This is a genomic window from Streptomyces sp. NPDC006372 (assembly GCF_040612515.1).
Classification (GTDB): Bacteria; Actinomycetota; Actinomycetes; order Streptomycetales; family Streptomycetaceae; genus Streptomyces.
Map to the genome: position 1 here is coordinate 78,677 of NZ_JBEXQJ010000035.1, position 18,851 is coordinate 97,527.

At 70.8% G+C, this 18,851-nt stretch carries 20 protein-coding genes; 7 read left to right on the forward strand and 13 right to left on the reverse strand.

What is annotated here, in order from left to right:
- Positions 1–55: 55 nt before the first annotated feature.
- From ABZ016_RS35275 to ABZ016_RS35305, 7 genes are all read right to left on the reverse strand, one after another.
- Positions 56–2,692: a SpoIIE family protein phosphatase gene (locus ABZ016_RS35275; RefSeq protein ID WP_356920787.1), complete on the reverse strand. Its 2,637-nt coding sequence runs from the start codon at positions 2,690–2,692 to the stop codon at positions 56–58.
- Positions 2,693–2,944: 252 nt separating this feature from the next.
- A complete protein-coding gene (locus ABZ016_RS35280; RefSeq protein ID WP_356920788.1) occupies positions 2,945–3,376 on the reverse strand; it encodes an ATP-binding protein in 432 nt (143 codons plus the stop codon).
- 136 nt (positions 3,377–3,512) lie between these two features.
- Positions 3,513–3,947, reverse strand: coding sequence for a (deoxy)nucleoside triphosphate pyrophosphohydrolase (locus tag ABZ016_RS35285; protein WP_356920789.1), 435 nt, complete (start codon positions 3,945–3,947; stop codon positions 3,513–3,515).
- Between the two features lie 67 nt (positions 3,948–4,014).
- Positions 4,015–4,209 (reverse strand): SPOR domain-containing protein, encoded by a 195-nt coding sequence (locus tag ABZ016_RS35290; RefSeq protein ID WP_356920790.1) that lies wholly within the window; start codon positions 4,207–4,209, stop codon positions 4,015–4,017.
- Between the two features lie 339 nt (positions 4,210–4,548).
- Positions 4,549–5,301, reverse strand: a complete 753-nt coding sequence (locus ABZ016_RS35295; RefSeq protein ID WP_356920791.1) for a GntR family transcriptional regulator — start codon at positions 5,299–5,301, stop codon at positions 4,549–4,551.
- Between the two features lie 147 nt (positions 5,302–5,448).
- On the reverse strand, positions 5,449–6,579 hold the full coding sequence (locus ABZ016_RS35300) for a DUF4190 domain-containing protein (protein ID WP_356920792.1): 1,131 nt from the start codon (positions 6,577–6,579) through the stop codon (positions 5,449–5,451).
- 485 nt (positions 6,580–7,064) lie between these two features.
- Positions 7,065–8,078, reverse strand: coding sequence for a MerR family transcriptional regulator (locus tag ABZ016_RS35305; protein WP_356920793.1), 1,014 nt, complete (start codon positions 8,076–8,078; stop codon positions 7,065–7,067).
- 161 nt (positions 8,079–8,239) lie between these two features.
- On the opposite strand from ABZ016_RS35305, the gene ABZ016_RS35310 reads away from it, so the two are divergent.
- The 4 genes from ABZ016_RS35310 (at position 8,240) to ABZ016_RS35325 (ending at position 10,914) form a co-directional block, all read left to right on the forward strand.
- Positions 8,240–8,845 carry a sigma-70 family RNA polymerase sigma factor gene (locus ABZ016_RS35310; protein WP_356920794.1) on the forward strand — a complete coding sequence of 202 codons (606 nt, stop codon included), beginning with the start codon at positions 8,240–8,242 and terminating at the stop codon, positions 8,843–8,845.
- A gap of 119 nt (positions 8,846–8,964) precedes the next feature.
- Positions 8,965–9,792 carry a DUF4397 domain-containing protein gene (locus tag ABZ016_RS35315; RefSeq protein ID WP_356920809.1) on the forward strand — a complete coding sequence of 276 codons (828 nt, stop codon included), beginning with the start codon at positions 8,965–8,967 and terminating at the stop codon, positions 9,790–9,792.
- Positions 9,785–10,477 carry a class F sortase gene (locus ABZ016_RS35320; protein WP_356920795.1) on the forward strand — a complete coding sequence of 231 codons (693 nt, stop codon included), beginning with the start codon at positions 9,785–9,787 and terminating at the stop codon, positions 10,475–10,477. The genes ABZ016_RS35315 and ABZ016_RS35320 overlap by 8 nt, the downstream gene beginning before the upstream one ends.
- Entirely contained in the window at positions 10,474–10,914 is a 441-nt protein-coding gene (locus ABZ016_RS35325; RefSeq protein WP_356920796.1) for a hypothetical protein, read from the forward strand. Before ABZ016_RS35320 ends, ABZ016_RS35325 begins: the two co-directional genes overlap by 4 nt.
- Positions 10,915–11,035: 121 nt before the next feature.
- On the opposite strand, the gene ABZ016_RS35330 is transcribed toward ABZ016_RS35325, so the two are convergent.
- Positions 11,036–11,938: a helix-turn-helix transcriptional regulator gene (locus ABZ016_RS35330; protein WP_356920797.1), complete on the reverse strand. Its 903-nt coding sequence runs from the start codon at positions 11,936–11,938 to the stop codon at positions 11,036–11,038.
- A 134-nt stretch (positions 11,939–12,072) separates the two neighbouring features.
- On the opposite strand from ABZ016_RS35330, the gene ABZ016_RS35335 reads away from it, so the two are divergent.
- Both ABZ016_RS35335 and ABZ016_RS35340 read left to right on the forward strand, forming a co-directional pair.
- The gene (locus ABZ016_RS35335) at positions 12,073–12,393 is read left to right on the forward strand and encodes a carboxymuconolactone decarboxylase family protein (protein WP_356920798.1); all 321 of its coding nucleotides are present in this window, start codon (positions 12,073–12,075) and stop codon (positions 12,391–12,393) included.
- Between the two features lie 54 nt (positions 12,394–12,447).
- On the forward strand, positions 12,448–12,879 hold the full coding sequence (locus ABZ016_RS35340) for a cupin domain-containing protein (RefSeq protein ID WP_356920799.1): 432 nt from the start codon (positions 12,448–12,450) through the stop codon (positions 12,877–12,879).
- A gap of 81 nt (positions 12,880–12,960) precedes the next feature.
- Here the strand turns inward: ABZ016_RS35340 and asnB are convergent, their stop codons facing one another.
- The 5 genes from asnB to ABZ016_RS35365 form a co-directional block, all read right to left on the reverse strand.
- A complete protein-coding gene (gene asnB, locus ABZ016_RS35345; protein ID WP_356920800.1) occupies positions 12,961–14,796 on the reverse strand; it encodes an asparagine synthase (glutamine-hydrolyzing) in 1,836 nt (611 codons plus the stop codon).
- A 70-nt stretch (positions 14,797–14,866) separates the two neighbouring features.
- The gene (locus ABZ016_RS35350; protein WP_356920801.1) at positions 14,867–15,055 is read right to left on the reverse strand and encodes a ferredoxin; all 189 of its coding nucleotides are present in this window, start codon (positions 15,053–15,055) and stop codon (positions 14,867–14,869) included.
- A gap of 41 nt (positions 15,056–15,096) precedes the next feature.
- Positions 15,097–16,308, reverse strand: a complete 1,212-nt coding sequence (locus tag ABZ016_RS35355) for a cytochrome P450 (RefSeq protein WP_356920802.1) — start codon at positions 16,306–16,308, stop codon at positions 15,097–15,099.
- Between the two features lie 34 nt (positions 16,309–16,342).
- Entirely contained in the window at positions 16,343–17,392 is a 1,050-nt protein-coding gene (locus ABZ016_RS35360; RefSeq protein ID WP_356920803.1) for a ketoacyl-ACP synthase III, read from the reverse strand.
- Complete coding sequence (locus tag ABZ016_RS35365) at positions 17,353–18,099, reverse strand: alpha/beta fold hydrolase (RefSeq protein ID WP_356920804.1); 747 nt, start codon at positions 18,097–18,099, stop codon at positions 17,353–17,355. Before ABZ016_RS35365 ends, ABZ016_RS35360 begins: the two co-directional genes overlap by 40 nt.
- 267 nt (positions 18,100–18,366) lie before the next feature.
- Here ABZ016_RS35365 and ABZ016_RS35370 point away from each other — a divergent pair.
- Positions 18,367–18,851 (forward strand): alcohol dehydrogenase catalytic domain-containing protein (locus ABZ016_RS35370; protein ID WP_356920805.1); only part of this gene is annotated, 485 nt, incomplete at its 3' end.

Consider the following 18,851-nt stretch of genomic DNA (forward strand, 5'->3'; position numbering starts at 1 on the left):
CGGTTGCGATCACAGGGGGTCTTCGGTCAGGTGCCGTAAGGGACGCCGGTCCCCGTCAGAACAGGCTCAGCAGGGCCTCCGCCGGGTCTGTCAGGGTCGTTTCGCCGCCCGGGAGGGGGAGTTCGAACCAGACCGTCTTGCCGCGGGGTGTGCGGCGGGAGCCCCACGCGGCGCTGAGGAGGCCGACCAGTTGGAGGCCGCGGCCGCCCTCGTCCGTGTCGCGGGCGCGGCGGCGGCGGGGCTGGACCAGGCCCGAGTCCCAGACCTCGCAGACCAGCGTGCGGTCGAGCAGGAGGCGGAGCCGGATCTCGCCCTCGCCGTACCGCAGGGCGTTGGTGACCAGCTCGCTGACCAGGAGCTCCGTGGTGTCGACCAGGGGTTCCATGTCCCAGCTGAGCAACTGGGCGCGCGCGTACTCGCGGGCCCGGCCCACACTGCGCGGCTCGCGCGGCAGGGTCCAGTCACCGACGGACTCGGTGGGCAGGCCCTGTACACGTGCCATCAGCAACGCGATGTCGTCCTCGCCGTGATGGGTGTCGAGAGTGTTGAGGACGTGGTCGCAGACGTCCTCCAGCGGCTGGTTGGGGTCGGACAGGGCGCTGACGAAGGCCTGGAGTCCCTCGTCGAGCGGGTGGTCGCGGCTCTCGACCAGCCCGTCGGTGTAGAGCGCGAGCAGCGCGCCTTCGGGCAGTTCGACCTCGACCTCCTCGAAGGGCTCGCCGCCGACACCGAGCGGCATGCCCGGCGGCACGTCCAGCATGAGCGCCGGTTCGCCCGGTTCGACCAGGACGGGCGGCAGATGACCGGCGTTGGCGAAGGTGCAGCGCCGGGTGACCGAGTCGTAGACGGCGTAGACACAGGTCGCCAGGTAGACCTCCGAGAGGTCCGCCTCCCGGGGGCGGCGGGCCGCCCTGGTCGCCTGCTGGACGCCGCCGGGGGCGCCCAGGCCGCGGGCGATCTCGTCCAGTTGGGAGAGCACCTCGGCCGGTTCGAGGTCGAGCTGGGCCAGGGTGCGGACCGCCGTGCGGAGTTCGCCCATGGCGACGGCTGCGCGCAGGCCACGTCCCATGACGTCGCCGACGACCAGCGCGGTGCGGTGCCCGGGGAGCTCTATGACGTCGAACCAGTCGCCGCCGACCTCGCTGGGCCGGCCGGTGTTGGCGTTGCCGGGCAGGTAGCGGCAGGCGATGTCGAGGCCGGAGGCCTCCGGGTCGCCGGGCGGGAGCAGGGACCGTTGCAGTATCAACGCCCGTTCGTGCTCGCGCCGGTAGAGGCGGGCGTTGTCGATGCAGACGGCCGCGCGTGCCGCCAGCTCGACGGCGAGGTCGCGATCCCGGTCGCCGAACGGCTCACTGCCCTTCGTCCGGGCGAACTGCACGAGTCCGACGACGGTGTCGTGGGCGACCATCGGCACGGCGAGGGTGGACTGCACGAGTCCCCCGTCCTCGCCGGGGACGTTCTGCGGCCGGGCCGTGCGCAGGGCGTCCGCGCAGGGCGAGTTGAACGGGTAGTGGTGGACGGCGCCGACCGAGACGGGCACCCCGGCACCGGCGAAGGGCTCGTCGGAGACGGCACTGGCGAAGGCGACCCGGCGCAGTTCGGCGCTGCCGTCGGCGAGCCCGGGCGGGGTCTCGTCGCCGGCCAGCAGCCCCTGGTAGAGGTCGACGGTGGCCAGGTCGCAGAAGCCGGGCACGACGACGTCGAGGAGTTGCCGGGCCGTGGTCTCCAGATCGAGGGAGTTGCCGATGCGGGCACCTGCCTCGTTCAGCAGGGCCAGATTGCGCCGGGCGGCGGCGGCCTCGCGGGCGGCGGCGCGACGGGCGGTGATGTCGATGCCGAGCCAGGCGATCCCGATGGGCCGGCCCGAACCGCTGTGCACCCGATAGAGGTTGACGGACCAGTGGCGGCGCTCGTCGGAACCCGGCACGAAGCCGGTGACGTGCATGTCGGTGATGGAGCTGCCGGTCTCCAGCACCCGGCGCAGCGTGGCGGCGACCCGGTCGGCCTCACCGCGCTGGAGGTAGTCGTGGACGCCCTTGCCGCGGTGGTCGTCGGGCTCGCCGCCGAAGATGGACGCGAACCGCTGGTTGACGCGGCGGACCCGCAGGTCGGGGTCGATCAGCAGGAATCCGAACGGGGATTGACTGAAAATGGCCTGCGAAGCGGCGAGGTCGGTCTCGATGCTGCGCAGCGTGCGGACGTCGACGACGATGCAGACGGCGGCCTTCTCACCGTCCTCGGTGCGCGTCGGCATGACGTACACCTCGGCCAGTCCCTCGTGGCCGCACTCGCCCTCGGCGCCCTTCGGCATCCGGAAGGGCACCACGCCGGTCCACTCGCGGCCGTCGAGGATCTCGGCCATCTTGCGCATGCCCCGCTCGCGCAGACGCGGGTCGATGAAGGCCTCGATGGGGTCCATGCCGACGGCGCGTTCGGCTGGGATGCCGAAGAGGTGCTCGGCGCGCAGGCTCCACTGGTCGACGAGCCCGTCCGGGCCGATGGAGAAGGACGCGACCTTGATGTAGTCGTAGATGGACCCGGGGGGACTGCTCTGCCACACGGCGTCCCCGGTCTCGACCCCGTCGGCCGCGAGCGCACCTCCCACGGTGGAGGCCAGGCCGTCCACAGCCCTCGTCCTCGCTCCCTCCGACGGGTCCTCGGACTCCGTGGACTTCGCTGGTATCTCGCTCACGCGAACCGTCCCCTCCAGCTCACCGCGTCCGGCACCAGTCACCAGGGGCGGCTGCCCGCAGTATCCAGCACTACGGTGCCGCACAACACGGTGTTCACGATCACAGCACGGTCCCGATGGTTTTCGGTCCGGACCGTGAGAACACTCCCAGTCTTCTAACCAGGGGACACCGCGTCGAATCCCGTCCGCCCCCAACCGCCACTGGCCGGAAGCAGTCGCTCTACAGGGGCGGTCGGTACGTACACCGTTTTTTCACTCCGGTACCGCGAGTTCGAACCACACGGTCTTGCCCGCGGCGCCGGGGCGGGTGCCCCAGCGGCGGGAGGAGGAGGCCACGAGTTGCAGTCCGCGGCCGCTCTCGTCCTCGGGCCGTGCGGTGCGTTCGCGGGGCGGGTCCGGGAGCGGGTCGGAGACCTCGACGAGGAGGACGCCGTTCAGTTCGGAGGGGCGGACCAGGCGGACACCGATGGGGCCCGTGGCGTGCCGCAGGGCGTTGGTGACCAACTCGCTGACCAGCAGCGCCGCGAGGTCGGTGAGGTTGTCGAGGCTCCAGCTGCGGAGTTGGCCGCGGACGGCCTGACGGGCGGTCCGCACGACGCCCGGCTCGGCCGGAAAGGTCCACTCGGCGCGGTCACCATCGGGATCGATCACGCCGATCACTTCCCAGACTGCGGGCCCACCCATGTCCGGTTTCATGGGGTTAATTGGCACATACCCGATATCCGGGGCGGAGTATCGCGCGGGGCAGCGCGCGGTGGCACGAAAGGCGTACGCGGCGCCCGTACGACAGCCGTCCGACTGCACGCGCCCCCGCCGCGCCTCAGGCGCCGGACGCTCCTCCCGCGCCGGCCCCGAGGTGTCCCAGGTGGGCGAGAGACTGCCGCACGGCGGGCACGTCCTGATCGAGCCAGTCCACGTCCCAGATCTGGCCGGGGCCGAGCCAGCGCAGTTCGTCGTGGTCCTGGAGGGGTTCGGGGGCGGCGGAGCCGGGCTGCAGCCGCGCGGTCCACACCTGCAGGACGTAGGGCGGCCTCAGGGGCCACTCCCCCGGAACGCGCTCGCCGGCCTCGGCGTCGACCCCGAGTTCCTCGCGCAGTTCGCGCACGAGTGCGGCGTCGGCCGTCTCCCCCGGCTCGACCTTGCCGCCGGGCAACTCCCAGCGCCCGGCCAGCTCGACGGGCGCACTGCGCCGAGCGGCCAACAGCCGCCCGCCGTCGACCAGCGCGGCACCCACGACGACGATCCGCTCACTCATGCGGGGAGCCTACGGGACCGGTCCACGGGCATTGCGGGCCGACCGGTCACCGCACCGGTACCCGAGGTCAGTCGTGCGCGGCGGCCGCGCCGTTCGCCCCGAGTCGCTCGACCCAGTACAGCTGCTTGTGGCCGCGACCGTCGAGGCTGTCCGCGATCTTCTGGGCCTCGGCCCGGGTCGCGTACCGGCCGACCCGGTAGCGGTTGCCGTTGTCGTCCTCTCGTATCACGAGCCAGGGAAGAGTGATCGTGCTGTCGTTCATCGCGCCCCTCCACTTCCCACCCGCGGCCTGTGCCGTGCCCCACCCGCTAAGGAAACCGCAATGCGCATATGCCCGACCCTACGCCTAACCTTCACGCAGCGAATACGGCTTTGCACAAAGAGGTACGCAACCAGCCAGAACGCAGGGGGCGCACGGCAAGAAACGCGCCGTCGGAGTACCTCGACGCACCGGCCCGGGGCACACCACGGACGCCGCTGCCGACCTGCGCGAACGACATTCCCCTACGGGCCATGGACCGCCCGGACCGTGACGGCCGTCACGGCGACCGCGTGAGCGGGGCGCACGGGGAGCGCGCTCCGGGACTGATGTGAGCGTTCGCTACTTGACCGGAAGGTGGTAGGCGACCCGGTACCGATCGGCCGGAATGACCACGTCGGCCGTCTCGACCGGGCGGCCGGAGGCGTAGAACGTGCGTGAGACGACCAGGACCACGTGGCCGGGAACGCCCCCGAGGACGAGCAGCTCCTCGGCGAGACCGGGCCGGGCGCCGACCTCCTCGGTGACGTTGTCCACGATCACGTCGATCGCGCGCATGCGCTCGACGACGCCCATCCCGCCGAGCGGCCCCTCCTCCGGCAGCATCACGGGCGTACGGCCCGTCACGGAGAGCGGCTCCCAGGACGTGGAGAGCATCATCACCTCACCGCCCTCGCGGAAGAGGTACTTCGTGCACATCACCCGCTCGCCCGGCTCGATGTCCAGCCGCTCGGCGACCGCGACACTCGCCTCGGCCTGCTCACTGCTGGACTCCCAGGTGCCGCGGCCCTCGCCGTCGGCCTGTTCCTGGCGGAAGGGGGTGGCCCCGCCGGTCGGGCGGTATCCGGAGCGGGAGATGCGCCGGGGCACGGGCCGCTCACGCACATACGTCCCCGAACCGGAGCGGCCCTCGACCAGCCCCTCCGCCATGAGCACCTTGCGGGCCTCCAGCGCGACGGTGTCCGAGACGCCGTACTCCTGGCGGATTCTCGCCTGCGACGGGAGTCGGGTGTGCGGTGGCAGCTGACCGTCGACGATCTTCTTGCGGAGATCACCCGCGACACGCAGGTACGCCGGCTGCTCACCGAATGTCACTGGCCGCTCCCATCAGGTTGTACAGACAGCAACAGCGTGGCAACCGTAGGTTGTGCGGTGCAAGCAAAGGCCAGAGAATCACTCGATGTGATGACATGGTGGCCCTGAGGGCTTTACGCAGGCACTTTCTCCCCGCTATAGGCGCCGTCACACCTGCGCTTCGGAGTCTCCGCCCGTGCGCCCCGCGTACGACGGTGGCGCGGTGGCCAGCCCGAGAGCCTTGCGGGCCGTGACGGTGGCCGGGCCGTCGACGTACGCGTACGCCTTGTCATGGTGCGTGGTGTACGTGTCCACGTCGGTGGCCGCGCTCGCCCGCGCCCACTCGTCCCGGGCGTCCTCCAGGTCCCCGGCCAGGTCGGCGACGGGCTTCTCGGCGCTTGACGGCCAGGGGTGCCCGCGCAGCGCCTCGATCTGCTCTCCGAGTACGTCACGCACCTGCGCGGCCCAGGCCCGGTGGCCGGCGAGGTCGTCCTCGGGGGTGTCCTCGGGCGCCTCGTACAGCGCGGCGTCGACGGCGTTGGACGCCGCCAGGAAGACGACCTGGTCGGTGTCGAGCGTCGTGGGGTCGCCGCGCAGCGAGCCGGTCAGCCCGGCCTTCTCGTCGGTGTTGCCGAAGACGCAGGTGATCGCGCGGTCGCCGTAGCGCCAACTGTCCCGGGACGGCATGAGGTAGTAGACGTCGACGTCGCCCGGTATCGCCCAGGCGTCCATGGCGTACTGGTCCTGGAGCGCGTAGCACTTCTCGTCGGCGATGCCGGTGACCTTCGTGTCCCCCGGGAAGGTGCCGCCCGGCAGCGTGACGACCGCGAACACCTCGCCGTCGTGCCTGCCCGCGCAGGAGACGGGATCGACGTCGTAGGTGTCGCCCTCCAACCCGCCGGGCGCGTCGAAACAGTCACCCTTGCGGAGGGACAGGCTCTCGTTGCCCCGCGCGCCGTCCTTGACCCCCTCCCAGGCGTCGGACGCGACACCGGTGGACAGCGTCACCACCCACAGCACGATCCCGACGGACGACAGCACCACCCCCGCGATCGCCATGCCCCGGCCGCTCTGCCCGCTCCGCCTGATCTGCCACAACGCGACCAGCCCCAGCACGAGCCCGGCGGCCGGCAGGAAGCAGAGCACACCGAGCACGAGCGCGGCGACGGCGAGCGCGTTGACGGAGACCGGGGGGTGCCCTGCGGGGCCGTACGGGCCGTATGGCTGAGGCCAGTTGGCGGAGGGCGGGCCGTACGGGCCCTGGGGCTGCCGGCTCCCAGGGGGCGGGGGTGTCGACACGGGTGCGGGGCTCCTGGGCGAGGCGGTGGGCGGGGGCGGGGGCGGGGGCGGGGGACCGTCGTACGGCTGGGCGCATCGTAAGCGGCGGAGTCACGGGGCGGCGCACGGGCGACGACGAGCACGGTGGCACCGAAGCCAACGGCCTGACGGCCCGGCGATTGCCCGGGCTGTCCGGGGCGGGGCGTCCGGGGCTCCGGGGGCTTCCGGGACTCCGGCCACCGGGACCCCCCGGAACTTCCGGGCTTCCGAGGCTTCCGGGGCTTCCGGCCACCGGGGCCCGCGGGGCTTCCGGCCGCCGGGTCATCTGGCCTCCCGGCCTCCGGAGCTTCAGGGCTCCCGGACTTCCGGGCTCCCGGGCTCCCGGGCTCCCGGAATCCGGGAACCCGGGAATCCGGGCGTTCGGCGAGGTCGTGTTCTCGGCGGTGAGTGTCTGTCCAGCCCCGGGCGACCCGGCTTCCGGCCGTTTCGGAGGCGGCCGGCCGGTGCTACGGCGAGACGACCGACTCCAAGAGCGCGACGGCCTCCGCCAGGCCCGTCGGGCGTGGCAGCCCGGTCACGGTCCGGCCGGTCCAGCCGGGCCCGATCGTCAGGACGACCGGTCTGCGGCGGGCGCCGCGCACCCCCCACTCCATCGTGGCCACGTGCTGGGCCAGCGGCCGGGTGGCGGTCGCACGGGACTGCGCCCACAGCGCCACCGCCGCCGGCCCGGTCCTGCGGACGGCCGTGACGAGCGACTCCACGGGCAGCGCACCACCGAACATCCGCACCGGCACGCCGCGTTCGGCCAGGGCGGCGGCCAGTACCTCCAGCGGCAGCGTGTGGTTCTCCCCCGGCACGCAGGCGAGCACCGTGACGGCGCCCGGACGGTCGGGGACCGCGATGGGCGCAGCGCGCCGCAGCGCGCCGGACACGTGCCAGGACAGGAAGTGCTCCACCTCGACGTACTTCTCGCCCGAACTCTCCCACTTGCGGCCGACCGCCTGGAGCGTCGGCATGATCACCTCGGTCCAGGCGGGGATCAGCCCGTGCTCGTCGATCGCGGCCTGGAGCAGTTGCTCCAGTAGGGCGGCGTCGAGCCGCAGGGCGGCACGGGCGATGCCCTTGCACTCCTGGCGCGCGTCCCCCATGCGCAACCCGCTGCCGGCCCGGCTGCGGGCCCGGCCGGTCGGGCGCGGGGGCGCTTCGCCGGCCCGCCCGGCCGGGACGGACTCGGGGGGCGCTTCGCCGAGCACCGTACGCGCTGCCTCGGCAGGCGGTATCCCGGTCGCCGTCAGGGCGCACATCCGCTCCAGCCGTGCCACGTCCGCAGCGGTCCACCGCCGGTGCCGGCCGCCGGTGTGCGCGTCGGGCCCGAGGCCGTAGCGGCGGTCCCAGGTGCGGACCGTGGTGGGCGCCACACCGAGCCGCCGGGCCACCTCACCGGTGGTCAGTCCACCGCCCGTCGGCACGTCACCCCGGTCGCCGCCGTCCCGCTCGTCCCGGTCGTCCACCACATCCATACCTCCGACTGTACGACGCACAAACGACGCATGTTGAATTGCGTCGTTTGTGCTCCGAACACTGGCTTCGAGCGCACGGTCGCCGCTCCGCGCAGTGCGGCTGGTGCGGTTGGCGCAAGGCCTTCCGCCCCCGCGCGACGCCCGGCAGGAGGAGCCAGACCATGATCAGCGACATACGACGCACCACCTCCGCCCCGCCCGTGGACGAAACGGACTACGAGGAGGAGCTCGCCCGTGGCCTGGTCGCCGCGGACGAGGAGGCGTTCGCCGCGATCTACCGGCGCTGGGGCTCGCTCGTCCACACCATGGCCACCCGGCTGCTGGGCGACACCCACGACGCCGAGGACGTGACCCAGCAGGTCTTTCTCGGTGCCTGGCACGGACGGGCCGGTTTCCGCCCGGAACGAGGGCCGCTCGGCGCCTGGCTGGTCGGCATCACGCGCCGAAAGATCGTCGACGCGCTGGCGGCGAGGACGCGGCGTCTGACGCTGGTCGCGTCGGCCGCCCACGACGCGGTCCCGCCACCGCACGACGCGGAGGCAGTGGACCGGGTCCTGGACCGAGTGCTGCTCATCGACGCCCTGGCACGGCTGCCACGCCAACAACGGGAGGTGCTCTGCATGGCGTTCTACGAGGACCTGACACAGGCGCAGATCGCGGAGCGGACCGGCATGCCCTTGGGGACGGTCAAGAGTCACGCCCGCCGCGGCCTGCACCGGCTGCGCCAGGCGATCGAAGAGCCCCCGGCCCACGACACGGACGGGTAGCCGATACGCGGCGGACTCGCCGTCCGCGCATCCGGGGCGGCCCTCGGACTCGAAACAGGACCGAGACTCCGCGTCGTGCGGAGGTTCCGTTCAAAGGAATTGTTCCCATGACCATGCCCATGACCCCCCGCCTCCGCCTCACCCTCGCCGCCTCGGCCGGTGCCTGCGCCCTGGCCCTCGGCACGGCCGCGCCCGCCCTGGCCGGCGATTCCGACAAGGCCATGGTGTCCGTCTTCCACGGCATCCCCGGGATGACAGTGGACGTGTACGCCAACGGCGACAAACTGCTCAGCGACTTCAAGCCCGGCACGGTGACGGCCCCCCAGTCCCTCGCCGCCGGCACCTACGACATACAGATCTTCGAAGCGGGCCAGAGCCCCGACGGCACTCCGGCCCTGGAGAAGAAGGTGGAGGTGCCCGAGGGCGGGAACGCCACGGTGGCCGCCCACCTCTCCGCCCGCGGTGATCCGCAACTGACGGCCTACACCAACGACGTCTCCCAGGTGGACCCCGGCAAGGCGCGCCTGACCGTACGCCATGTCGCGGCCGCACCGGCCGTCGACGTCCGGGCCGGCGGACAACCGGTCTTCAGCGACCTGACCAACCCGAAGGAGGACACCGCCGAGGTCGACGCGGGCACGGTCAACGCCGACGTGGTGCTCGCCGGTACGGACACCGTGGCCATCGGCCCGGCCGACCTGAACCTGAAGGACGGCACCAGCAACGTCGTCTACGCCTGGGGCAGCGCCGCGGACAAGAACCTCGCCCTCGCGACGCAGACGTTCAGCGGCATGGAGTCGGCGCCCCGCGCCGTTCACGCGGGCGGCAGCGGCGCCGCCGTCACCCCGAACAACCCCGATGCGTGGCCCGCTTGGGCCGCCGCGGCGGGCGTCCTCACGGTGACGGGCGTGCTGGTGGCCCGCCGGGCCGCCGGCCGGCGTGGCTGACGGCCCACGACGGCTGACGACCGGACTGACCGTGGCGGCTGCCGCCCTGGCAGCCGCCCTCGGCTTCCCGGACACGCCGTCGGACCGGGCCGGCCCTCCGTCCGACGTCGTGGCCGCGTCCGCGCGGAACGGAACGGTCCCGAAGGCAGCGCCCGACGCGCGACACAGGGACGAGGCGGGCCCCATGACAGCGGTCGGCACGGCGCAGGACCCGCGGCCCCGGCGTGTGCTGGTGCGCGACGTCGGCCTCGACGCCCGTGTCGAACCGGTGGGCGTGACGAACCAGGGAGACATGGCCGTCCCCGACGCCCCTTCCGTGGCCGGCTGGTACCGCCACGGCCCCGCGCCGGGCAGTGCGCACGGCTCCGCCGTACTCGTCGGACACGTCGACACCGATACCGGTGACCTGGGCGAATTTTCCGCGCTGTACGACGTGCGCCAGGGCGACCGCGTCGAGGTCCGGCGCTCCGGGGCCGAGCCGGTGCGCTACCGCGTCGTGGCGCGGGTCACCGTGCCGAAGGAGGAACTGCCGCCCTCGGCCTTCCGCCGGACCGGCTCCCCCGTCCTCACGCTCATCACCTGTGCGCCGCCGTTCGTCGCCGAGCGCGGAGGCTACCTGTCCAACCTAGTGGTCACGGCGGAGCCCGTCGAGTCCCGGAGTCCGGGGAACGGGAGGGCGCGGTGACCCACGTGGAGCCCTCGCACCTGGTGGAACTGGCGCTGGGGAACGCCGCCCCCGGCGCGGAACTCGCCGACGCCCTGCGGCACATCGAGCAGTGTGACCGGTGCCGCGCCGACCTGCGGGGGATGACCCGGGTGGTGACGGCCGCCCGCGCCGCGAAGCCGGTGGACCTGTCGGCCGCACCCCCGGAACGCGTCTGGCAGCGGATCATCCGGGACCTGTCACGTGAGACGGCCCCGCCCCGGCCGCCTGCCGGAGCCCTCGGCCCCGGCAGGCGAAAACTCTTCGCCCTGCTCGCTGTCGCCGCGATCGCCGCCGCCGCGGCGGGGGCCCTTCACTGGTCCCGGCACGAGAGCACCGAGGCCGGGACGGGGCTCCTCGGGCGAACTCACAAGCCGCGCGCGATGTCCGCATCGGAGAGGGCCCGCCCCTGGGCCTGACCGGGCAGGCCGCCGACCGCCTCGCTCAGGCGACCGCCTCGCTCAGGCGACCGCCTCGCTCAGGCGACCGCCTCGCTCAGGCGACCGCCTCGCTCAGGCCCGCGAGACCCGCGAGGCGCTTTCACTCGCCCGGACCCGGCGAACGCCATGGCACGGGCTCACCGGCCGGACGGGGCGCCTCGGTGGCGGCCCAGGCGGCGAGCAGCCGGAGGGCGTCGTGGTCGGGTGTGCCGGGGGCGGCGCTGTAGGCGGTGAGGGTGAGGCCGGGCCGGGCGGACAGGTCCATGGCGTCGAAGTCGAGGGTGAGGACGCCGACGGCCGGGTGGCGGAAGGACTTGCGGCCGGTGTGGTGCAGGCGCACGTTGTGCTTGGCCCAGGCGGTGCGGAACTCCTCACTGCGGGTGACGAGCTCGCCGATCAGACCGGTCAGACCGGTGTCGTGCGGGGCCCGTCCGGCCTCGGTGCGCAGCAGGGACACGGTGGTGTTGAGGGACTCCTCCCAGTCGGGGAAGAAGTCGCGCCCGCGCGGGTCGAGGAACTGGAACCGGGCGATGTTGGCCGTCTCGGTGGTGTGGTCGGGGAACAGCGGGGAGTACAGGGCGCGGCCGAGGTGGTTGGTGGCGAGGATGTCCAGGCGGCCGTTGCGGATGAAGGCCGGGGAGTCCGTCATCGACCGCAGGACCCGCAGGACGCTGTCCGGCAGCGGTTCGCGGGCGCCGCGGGTGCGTCGGGCGGGGCGCTTGGCGGCGGCACGGGCCAGGTCGAACAGGTGAGCGCGTTCGGCGTCGTCCAGCTGGAGGGCTTTCGCGACGGCGTCGAGCACCTGCTCCGAGGCACCCGCGAGACGACCGCGTTCGAGGCGGACGTAGTAGTCGATGCTGACACCGGCGAGCAGGGCGACCTCTTCGCGCCGCAGGCCCGGCACCCGCCGGTTGCCGCCGTAGGCGGGCAGCCCCGCCTGCTGCGGGGTGATCCTGGCACGGCGGGAGACCAGGAACTCGCGAATGTCGCTCTCGGTGCTCACACGCTCCAGGCTAGGCCGGGCGGTGCACGTGTGGGGGGTTCTGTCAGTACCTGTAACGGCAGTCCCTTCTCCACCACTTCCGGCTGAGGTTTCCTCGACACCGGCACCCCAGACCCGACCGAGGAGCAGCAATCATGCCGAAGCAGTCCGCGCCCCAGGAACTGGCCGGGATCGCGCCCAAGCTCGTGGAGGTCACCGACGAGGTCCTGTTCGGTGACGTCTGGGAGCGCCCCGGGCTGTCCCCGCGCGACCGCAGCCTGGTGACCGTGAGCACGCTGGCCGCCCTGTACCGGGGCGAGCAGCTGGCGTACCACCTCGGTGTCGCCCTCGACAACGGCCTGAGCGTCGAGGAACTCTCCGAGGCGATCACGCACCTGGCCTTCTACGCGGGCTGGCCCAACGCGATGACCGCGATCACGCAGCTCAAGCGGATCGCCGACGAGCGCGGCGCCTGAAGCGACGTCACGGCGCACCGCACACCCGTAGCACCTGCGACAAGGAAGAGACTCGTGGAACACGTCCCCAGCACCCCCACCCTCAAGGCCCCGGCCGAGCGTTTCACCGGCGACGTCTACCTCAACATGATCGCCACCCCCGCCGAACCCGCCCGCCTGGCCGCCGCCCTGGTGCGCTTCACCCCCGGCGCCCGCACCAACTGGCACTCCCACGCGCTGGGCCAGACTCTGCACATCACCGACGGCGTTGGCCTGGTGGGCACCCGCGACGGCGCCGTGATCCGCGTCAGTGCCGGTGAGACCGTGACCTGCCCGGCGGGCGAGGAGCACTGGCACGGCGCCGTCGGCACCAACCTCATGGCCCACATCGCCATGGTCGTCGGTGACGGCATCGGCGACGGCACGATCTGGCTGGAGCCGGTCACCGACGAGCAGTACGCCGCCGCCCTGGCGACGGTCGCCGAGGGCCACGCCGGCCGTTCATGAACACCTCGTTGCACGCCGCTCCCGTGCCCCTCCGGGCCGCCGTGACGTTCCGTACCCGGGGGTTCCCCGACGACGGCCGGATCAGTCCAGCTTCAGCGTCGGGTTCCGCTGGTCGAGCCACGTCGCCAGGTCGAGCGAGCGTTCCAGTACCGTCCGTTGCTGGAGGCTGATGGTGTCCCGGTCCGCCTTCATCGCCTCACTCAGACGGTCCCGGCTGCACAGTGCCAGCGCCGGGTGGTCGCCGTTGAGCAGGTCGGACACCTGGGACTGGATCGCCGCGAGGTACTGCGGGTCGAAGGTACTGGGGTAGCCGCTCTTCTTGCGGTCGGCCACGGCCGGCGGCAACATGTCGCGCGTGGCTGCGCGCAGAAGGCTCTTCTCCCTGCCGTCGAACGCCTTCAGCGACCACGGGGTGTTGAACACGTACTGCACCAGACGGTGGTCGCAGAACGGGACACGCACCTCGAGCCCGGCCGCCATGCTCATCCGGTCCTTGCGGTCGAGCAGCGGCTGCATCTTCCGCGTCACGTTCAGATAGCAGACCTGGCGCATCCGCTTCTCCAGGCCGGTCTCGCCCTTCTTCAGCGGCACCTCCTTCAGGGCGCTGACGTAGTGGTCCTGGACGTAGGTCCCCAGGTCGAGCCGGCGTGTCAGGTCGTCGTCCAGGAGGCCGCCCGCCTCGAAGAGGGAGCCCTTGCCCGCGAGCCAGGGAAAGGTGTCCGCGTAGCGGTACCTGTCTTCGTGGAACCACGGGTAGCCCCCGAACAACTCGTCCGCCGACTCTCCGGAGAGCGCCACCGTCGACTGCTCACGGACGGCCTTGAAGAGGAGGTACATCGAGTTGTCGCGGTCGCCGATCCCGTTGGGGAAGTCCCGTGCGCCGACGGCCGCCTGCCGTACCGCCGGGTCGGCCAGCTCGCTGCCGTGGAGCACGACGTCCCGGTGGTCGCTCCGTACGTGCTCGGCCACCGCGTGCGCGTACGGGGTGTCCCGGGTGGGGGCGAGGTCGATCGCCTTGAAGTTCTCCTCCTGGTTCGGGAAGTCCACGTTGAAGCTGCGCACCGTCTCCCCCCGCTCCCTGAGCTGCTGGGCCGCGAGGGCGGTGATGACGGAGGAGTCGAGACCGCCGGAGAGCAGCGTGCAGCGGGGTACGTCCGCGACGAGCTGCCGGGAGATGATGTCGTCCAGCAGGTCCCTGACGTGCGCGACGGTGGCCTGCTGGTCGTCCGTGTGGTCGCCGGACTCAAGGCGCCAGTAGGCGTACTCCCGCGAGCCGTCGGCGTCGGTCACGGCGACGTGACCGGGGCGCAGCTCGCGCATCCCCTCCCAGATCGCGTGCCCCGGGGTCTTGGCGAAGGAGAACATCTCCCGCAGCCCGTCCAGGCCGACGACGCCGGAGCAGAGCGGGTTCGCCAGGATCGCCTTGGGCTCCGAGCCGAAGAGGATGCCGTCCTCGGTCTCGTAGTAGTAGAAGGGCTTGACGCCCAGCCTGTCCCTGACCATGACGAGCTTCTCGGTGCGCGCATCCCAGATGGCGAAGGCGAACATGCCGTTCAGGTGCTCGCCGATCGCCTCGCCCCACTCCACATAGCCGCGGAGCACGACCTCGGTGTCCGAGTCGGTGGTGAAACGGTGCCCGCGGCGTCGGAGTTCGTCGCGCAGTTCGGTGTAGTTGTAGGTCTCTCCTGAATAGACCATCACCACTTCGCCGTCCGCGGTGTCCACACTCATCGGTTGCGCCCCGCCGGCCAGGTCGATGACGGCGAGCCGCCGATGGCCAAGGGCGGCGTGCCGGTCCGCCCACGTGCCTCGTGCGTCGGGACCGCGGCAGGCCATGGTCTCGGTCATGGCGTCGAGGACCTGCGACTGCTGCGTCAGATCCCGACGGTACGAAACCCAGCCGGCAATACCGCACATGGGGACCAACCCTTCCCTCGAAAACAGTTGCATCGAGTGCAACCTCAGTGACCAGTGCCGCCCTTCGGTGTCATTCCACCTGGATCACATCCGCGGGGCAGATGGCAATGGCGTCCTGGACGGCGTCACGCAGATCGTCGGAGGGGGCGGGGTCCAGAAGGACCACGATCCCGTCGTCGTCCTGGTCGAATATCTCCGGCGCGACCAGGACGCACTGTCCTGCGCCGCAGCACTTCTCCGTGTCGACAGAAATCTTCATGGTTTCCTCTTCAGGTTCCCGGGTCGGTGGGTGCTCACCGGTCACCAGGTGACCGGGAGTTCATGACAGCCGTAGACCAACATGTCGCGACGGAACGGGACGTCCTCGAATTCCACCGCCAGACGCAGCTCCGGAAATCGGGCCAGGAGCGTGTTCAGGGAAATCTCCAGCTCAGCACGCGCCAAGGACTGACCGAGGCACTGGTGCACGCCGTACCCGAAGGCGATGTGATGCTGGGCGTTCCGACGCGTGATATCGAATGTGTCGCCGTCAGGGAACTGCTCGGGGTCTCGATTGGCGGAGGCGACGGCACATACGATTCCCTCACCCGCCTTGATGAGCTGGCCGCCCACTTCCACATCGGCCGTCGCGGCTCGCCGCGGCCCGCTGCGCGTGATGCTGTGGAAACGCAGCAACTCCTCGACGGCTCCCGGCATCAGGGAGGGATCCTCGCGCAGCTCGTCCGCTGCCCGCGGATTGCGGATCAGCGTCAGCGCGCCGAGCCCGATCATGTTCGCGGTGGTCTCGTGACCGGCGATCAGCAACAGCGTGGCTGTTCCCGTCACCTCTTCCCGGGTCAACTCGCCTCCGCGCATCCGCTCGTGGACCAGTTCGCTGAGGATGTCGTCGCCCGGGTCCCCCTCCTTGCCGGCGACCAGGTGGTCCAGGTAGGCGCGCAGTTCCTTGCGGGCTGTGGTGCGCTCGTCCTCCGTGTTCACCCGGGAGAGCACGGTGGCAGTGATCGACTGGAAGAGGTCCCGGTCTTCGTACGGCACACCGAGTAGCAGGCTGATGACCAGTGAGGGAAGCGGGAGTGCCAGGGACCTCACCAGGTCCACGGACCCCTCCTTGTCCTTCTGTTCCCGCAGCCCGTCGCACAGCTGGTCGGTGATCTGCTGGATGCGAGGGCGCAGCGCGGACACGCTCTTCACGGTGAAGGGGCGCGTCAGCATCCTGCGACGGCGACTGTGCTCAGGAGGATCGGTGCGGATGAGACTGCTGCCTTCGCCTGCGGTCACCATTCCGCTGCGGGGAAATCCTGGAGCGTTTACGTCGGAACTGAACCGGGGATCCGAAAGAGCGCCACGGATATCCGCATAGCGCGTCAGCAGCCACGCCCAGCTCCCGTCGGGCAGCGAGACGCGACTGACCGGATGTTCAATACGTAGTCCCGCGTATTCCTGCGGCGGGGAGAAAGGACAGCCCGGCGGCGGCTCGGCGGGCAAGGGGGCGAGTGTATTCGACTTGTCCATGTTGGTCCTCACGTCGTTTTCGTCCTTGCGCGGGCTAGCGATTGCCCCAGGAAATCAAGGAAGTTCCCATGGTCATTCCGCCACCGAATCCTGCGAGCAGGACCAGGTCTCCGGCCGCCAGCCGGCCCGAGCGGTGTGCGTGGTCCAGAGCGACAGGGATGGAAGCCGCCCCGGTGTTGCCGTGCCGGGCGACCGGCATGTGCAGGTGCGCATGAGGCAGGCCCAAGTGGCCCCATATGTCCCGGAGCATCGCTCCGTTGGCCTGATGCGGGATGAAGTGGCGGATCTCTTCCGGCGGTACGGACAGGTCCGTCAGCAGGTCATGGACGGCACGCGGGAGTTCCCGTGTCACGTAGTCACGGACCTCGCGCCCACGCATGCGGAAATACTGCCCGCCAGAGGCGAGGGTGCCGGGGGAGGACGGCTGCCGGCTGCCGCCTGCCGTGATGCCGATGAGATCGAGCAGTCGGCTGTCCGTCGCCACGCTGCCACCGAGGATTCCGCCCGCCTCAGCGACCGGCCCGAGCACCACGGCTCCTGCCCCGTCCCCGAAGAGCGGAGCGGTCCGGCGATCCGATGGGTCGACGATGCGCGAATACACGTCACTGCCGATCACCAGCGTGCGGCCACCGGGCCGCCCGTCCTCCAGGGTCATGGAGGTCCCCGCCCGCAATGCGACGACGAATCCCGCGCACACGGCGTTCACGTCGAAGGCGGCGGCACGGTCGGCGCCGAGCAGACGCTGTACGGCGGCGGCCGTAGGGGGTTGAGGCTGGTCGGGTGTGGAGGTGGCGACGATGATCCAGGTCAGCTCGGCGGGACGGACCCCCGCGTTCTCCAGGGCTCGGCGACCGGCTTCCGCCGCCAGGTCCGACGCCGCTTGGTCATCCTCCGCGTAGCGGCGCTCAAGAATGCCCGTCTTGCGTTCGATCCACTCCGGGGTGACACCGGTCGAGGCCGCTATTTCCTGGTTCCCGACCTTACGCTTCGGCAGGAACGAACCCGTTCCCAATATCCCGACACGCGCTGCGGTTACCCGATACGTCACAATCCCATGTTTCCTTGCAGGTTCCCGGCGCCACACAGGGTGCGCTCAATTTCACCGGCGATGTCTTCCTGCTCGTCAACGAGATAGAAGTGACCTCCCGAGAAGACATCCAGCGTAAAAGATCCTTCCGTGTGATCGCCCCAATGGTGCAGTTCACTGACTTCCACCCGCGGATCCGAGAACCCCGTGAAGCCGCGGATGGGGCATTTCAGAACGGTGCCGGGCGCGTATTCATATGTCTCCGCAGCGTGATAATCGCTGCGAATCGCCGGGAGGAACATTTTGAGTACGTCCGCGTCGCCGAACATCTCCGAGCCGGTGCCGTCGAGTGCCCGGATGTCCTCGGCTATCTCCTCGTCCGAGAGCCGGTGCAGCCCCTTGTCGACGTTGCGATGGGGGGCAGGCCGACCCGAGACGAAGAGGGCCTCGGGATGCCGGCCGCTCGACTGCAACCTCAGCGCGACCTCGTAAGCGAGCGTTGCGCCCATGCTGTGCCCGAACAGGGCGTAGGGGCCGTCGAGTCGCGGGCCCACCGCCTCGACGACGCGGTCAGCCATCTCGTGAATGTGCGGAACATTGGGTTCGGACCTGCGGTCCTGACGCCCCGGGTACTGCATGGACCACACGTCGATCTCCGGGGCCAGCCGCTGCGAGAACGGAAAGAAGAAGCTGGCGGATCCGCCTGAATGCGGGAAACAGAGCAGCTGGTATCGCGCCTCAGGTGAAGGGTGAAACCTGCGCACCCAAGAAGTTTCTTTAACGGGCTTACCAACCACGCCGCATACTCCAAATCGTCCTTCGCAATGAACCGGGCGAAGCCTCACGTTTGCACATGATGCCCGGGTGACGCGACCGCGGCAATCCCCTACTTTCGCCATCCCGGCCGGTAGGGGGGGGCAGGCGAACCGGTCGTCGACGGTAGGGGATTTCCGCGAGAAAGGAGCACGCCTAATCTCTGGCGAGAAGGGCGTGCACTGCCCCACCTCGCACTCGCCCCCGGAGGAAACCACGTGAAGGAAATAGTCGATGCCATCGTCTCCACCGAGGCGACGTCCGACGACTACGCGGCGCTGCCACTCCCGGACAGCTATCGAGGCATCGCCGTCCGCAAGGCTGACACCGGAATGTTCGATGGGCTGGACTCGGGTGTGAAGGACCCACGCAAGTCCCTTCACCTCATGGAGGCTCCGGTGCCCGAACTCGGCCCGGGCGAGGCGCTGGTGGCCGTCATGGCCTCCTCCGTGAACTACAACACGGTGTGGACCTCGATCTTCGAGCCGCTGCCGACGTTCGGTTTCCTGGAGCGCTACGGCCGCACCAGCGAGCTGGCCAAGCGCCACGACCTGCCGTACCACATCATCGGCTCCGACCTCGCGGGCGTCGTCCTGCGCACCGGCCCCGGCGTCAACGCCTGGCGGCCCGGTGACGAGGTCGTCGCGCACTGCCTCTCCGTCGAGCTGGAGTCCAGCGACGGCCACAACGACACGATGCTCGA

Coding starts and splice junctions, on each gene's coding strand:
- ABZ016_RS35285 (WP_356920789.1), bottom strand. CDS start 3,947: ATGAGTGAGCGGATCGTCGTCGTGGGTGCCGCGCTGGTCGACGGCGGG.
- ABZ016_RS35335 (WP_356920798.1), top strand. CDS start 12,073: ATGCCGAAGCAGTCCGCGCCCCAGGAACTGGCCGGGATCGCGCCCAAG.
- ABZ016_RS35305 (WP_356920793.1), bottom strand. CDS start 8,078: ATGGATGTGGTGGACGACCGGGACGAGCGGGACGGCGGCGACCGGGGT.
- ABZ016_RS35280 (WP_356920788.1), bottom strand. CDS start 3,376: ATGGGTGGGCCCGCAGTCTGGGAAGTGATCGGCGTGATCGATCCCGAT.
- ABZ016_RS35350 (WP_356920801.1), bottom strand. CDS start 15,055: ATGAAGATTTCTGTCGACACGGAGAAGTGCTGCGGCGCAGGACAGTGC.
- ABZ016_RS35310 (WP_356920794.1), top strand. CDS start 8,240: ATGATCAGCGACATACGACGCACCACCTCCGCCCCGCCCGTGGACGAA.
- ABZ016_RS35355 (WP_356920802.1), bottom strand. CDS start 16,308: ATGGACAAGTCGAATACACTCGCCCCCTTGCCCGCCGAGCCGCCGCCG.
- asnB (WP_356920800.1), bottom strand. CDS start 14,796: ATGTGCGGTATTGCCGGCTGGGTTTCGTACCGTCGGGATCTGACGCAG.
- ABZ016_RS35290 (WP_356920790.1), bottom strand. CDS start 4,209: ATGAACGACAGCACGATCACTCTTCCCTGGCTCGTGATACGAGAGGAC.
- ABZ016_RS35315 (WP_356920809.1), top strand. CDS start 8,965: ATGACCCCCCGCCTCCGCCTCACCCTCGCCGCCTCGGCCGGTGCCTGC.